The organism is Escherichia sp. MOD1-EC5950, assembly GCF_002965345.1.
Classification (GTDB): Bacteria; Pseudomonadota; Gammaproteobacteria; order Enterobacterales; family Enterobacteriaceae; genus Escherichia; species Escherichia marmotae.
Genome location: NZ_PTSR01000101.1, coordinates 1 through 1,043, shown reverse-complemented (window position 1 = coordinate 1,043; position 1,043 = coordinate 1). Strand labels below are relative to the sequence as shown.

Sequence of the window (1,043 nt, the reverse complement as noted above, 5' to 3'; positions counted from 1 at the left end):
AATTAGCTCAGAACTTTAGCTACAACGCCCGCGCCAACGGTACGGCCGCCTTCACGGATTGCGAAACGCAGACCGTCGTCCATCGCGATCGGGTGGATCAGGGTAACAACCATTTTGATGTTGTCGCCCGGCATTACCATCTCTACGCCTTCCGGCAGTTCGATAGTACCAGTCACGTCAGTAGTACGGAAGTAGAACTGCGGACGGTAGCCTTTGAAGAACGGAGTATGACGGCCGCCTTCATCTTTGGACAGAATGTACACTTCAGATTCGAACTTGGTGTGCGGCTTGATGGTGCCCGGCTTAGCCAGTACCTGACCACGTTCGATTTCTTCACGTTTGATACCACGCAGCAGAACACCTACGTTCTCACCAGCACGGCCTTCGTCCAGCAGTTTGCGGAACATTTCAACGCCAGTACAGGTAGACTTCTGAGTCTCTTTGATACCAACGATTTCAACTTCTTCGCCAACTTTGATGATACCGCGTTCCACACGACCGGTAACAACAGTACCACGACCGGAGATGGAGAATACGTCTTCGATCGGCAGCAGGAACGGCTTGTCAATCGCACGCTCTGGTTCCGGAATGTAAGAATCCAGGAAGCCAGCCAGTTCCAGGATTTTCGCTTCCCACTCTGCATCGCCTTCCAGCGCTTTCAGTGCAGAACCACGAACGATCGGAGTGTCGTCGCCCGGGAAGTCGTACTGAGACAGAAGTTCACGAACTTCCATTTCAACCAGTTCCAGCAGCTCTTCGTCATCAACCATGTCGCATTTGTTCAGGAACACGATGATGTACGGAACGCCTACCTGACGACCCAGCAGGATGTGCTCACGGGTTTGCGGCATCGGGCCGTCAGTCGCAGCAACAACCAGGATCGCGCCATCCATCTGAGCAGCACCAGTGATCATGTTTTTAACATAGTCGGCGTGCCCCGGGCAGTCTACGTGTGCGTAGTGACGGGTCGGGGTGTCGTATTCAACGTGAGAAGTGTTGATGGTGATACCACGAGCTTTTTCTTCCGGCGCGTTATCGATCTG

Annotated in this window: 1 protein-coding gene; it reads right to left on the bottom strand. The window is 53.4% G+C overall.

Annotated elements, in window-relative coordinates; all coding sequences use genetic code 11:
• Positions 1 to 2: 2 nt before the first annotated feature.
• Positions 3 to 1,043: elongation factor Tu (tuf, locus tag BEA93_RS24455; protein ID WP_000302019.1), on the bottom strand; the 1,041-nt coding region annotated here is incomplete at its 5' end.